The sequence below is a fragment of the Mycobacterium sp. genome (assembly GCF_049585075.1).
Taxonomy (GTDB): domain Bacteria; phylum Actinomycetota; class Actinomycetes; order Mycobacteriales; family Mycobacteriaceae; genus Mycobacterium.
The window spans coordinates 1-1838 of sequence record NZ_JBAUZA010000246.1 but is presented as its reverse complement, the minus strand read 5'-3'; the positions used below and the strand labels follow the sequence as shown (position 1 = coordinate 1838).

The following is a 1838-nucleotide window of genomic DNA, read 5'->3' as shown; positions in this document are numbered from 1 at the left end:
GGCCTACGCCGCGCCCGAACAACTCATGGGTTCCGACATCGATGGGCGGGCCGACCAATATGCGCTTGGCTGCACCGCTTTTCACCTGCTGACCGGGGCAGCGCCGTACCAGAATTCCAACCCGGCGGTCGTCATCACCCAACACCTATCCGCGCCGCCCCCACTGATCGGTGACCGTCGACCCGAGCTCGCGGAACTCAACGACGTGATCACCAAGGTGCTGGCAAAAGACCCCGGCGATCGCTATCCGAACTGTTCAGATTTCGCGACGGCACTCACCGGCCAGCCCGGTGTTGCCGTGGCAGACACTCTTGCCGCCCAGGCGGCCTCGGCACCGACGGCGCGCGCCGCCGCGCCGCAGCAGTCAACGCCGACCAAAGCGCGCCGCCGCAGGGTGGGCCCGGTGGTGGTGATCTCGGCCGTCGCCACGGTCGCACTGATCGCAGTAGCCGGATGGGTGGGCGTCGATCTGATGCGTCGCCACGCGCACTCGCCGGGTCACGTCGCCCCCACCACCACTAGCCAGCAGGCCGAAGGCACCAACCCCGGCCCGAGCCCGCCAAGCAGCGGGGCCCCCGCAGCGCCGTCGTCGATCCAGCTCACCCGGTACATCACCGATCAGTCCGGCGTGTTGGTCCCTGCCGGCCGTGCTGCGGTGGAGACCGCCATCAACCGGCTTTACACTCAGCGCAACGTGCACCTCTGGGTGGCGTACGTCAACGATTTCGGCGGCCTCACGCCGTTGAGGTGGGCGGAGGAAACGATGCGCGCCAACGGGTTCGGTAGCACCGATGCCCTGCTTGCCATTGCCCCCGGGCAGCACCGATTCTCCTTTAGGGTGCCCGCAGATCTTCCCGGCGCAACGCCCGCCAATCTCGAGGCCATCCGGCGCAACCGCATCGAACCTGCTGTGCGAGAAAGCGAATGGGCGCGCGCGGCAGTGGCTGCCGTCACTGGCTTAGAGAGCCTCGGCTAGATCACCGCGGCGCAAGTGCGCCGTCGCCCGGCTCCAGCAGAACGTCGGCGTCGAAGCAGCTGTGGTCGCCGGTGTGGCAGGCGCCACCGACCTGATCGACCAGGATCAGCACCGCGTCACCGTCGCAGTCCAGATGCACCGAATGCACATACTGGGTGTGCCCAGACGTCGCTCCCTTTATCCACTGCTCGCCACGTGACCGTGAAAAATACGTGCCTTCACGGGTTTTCAAGGTGCGGGCCAGCGCCTCGTCGTCCATCCAAGCGACCATCAACACGTCGCCGCTGCTGCGCTCCTGGACGACGGCGGTGAATAGCCCGTCTGCGTTGCGCTTCAGGCGTGCGGCAATGGCAGGATCAAGCGTCATCGCACGGTGATCCCTTCTGCGGTCATGGCCGCCTTCACCTGGCCGATCGTCAACTGCCGAAAGTGAAAAACACTGGCGGCCAATACCGCGTCGGCACCTGCGGCAACCGCGGGCGCGAAATGTTCGGCCGCACCCGCGCCCCCGCTGGCGATCACCGGCACCGTCACAGCCGCGCGAACCGCCCGCAACATCGCCAAATCGAAGCCAGCCTGGGTGCCGTCGGCGTCCATCGAATTGAGCAGGATCTCCCCCACTCCGAGCTCGGCACCACGGGCCGCCCACTCGACGGCGTCAATGCCGGTGCCGCGCCGCCCGCCGTGGGTGGTGACCTCCCAACCCGATGACGTCGGGTTCGAGCCGGCAGGCACGGTGCGGGCATCGACGGACAACACGATGCACTGAGAGCCGAACTGGTTGGCCATCTCGGCCAGCAGCTCAGGTCGAGCGATGGCAGCCGTGTTGATCGACACCTTGTCCGCGCCTGCCCGCAGCACC

3 protein-coding genes are annotated in these 1838 nt (G+C 67.2%); 1 reads left to right on the top strand and 2 read right to left on the bottom strand.

Annotation, left to right across the window (positions count from 1 at the left end; genetic code table 11):
* Positions 1–976 (top strand): serine/threonine protein kinase (locus WB785_RS11735; RefSeq protein ID WP_424079317.1); only part of this gene is annotated, 976 nt, incomplete at its 5' end.
* Between the two features lies 1 nt (position 977).
* Here WB785_RS11735 and hisI read toward each other — a convergent pair.
* Positions 978–1343, bottom strand: coding sequence for a phosphoribosyl-AMP cyclohydrolase (gene hisI, locus WB785_RS11730; RefSeq protein ID WP_424079315.1), 366 nt, complete (start codon positions 1341–1343; stop codon positions 978–980).
* Positions 1340–1838: imidazole glycerol phosphate synthase subunit HisF (gene hisF / locus WB785_RS11725; protein ID WP_424079313.1), on the bottom strand; the 499-nt coding region annotated here is incomplete at its 5' end. The genes hisF and hisI, both read right to left, overlap by 4 nt.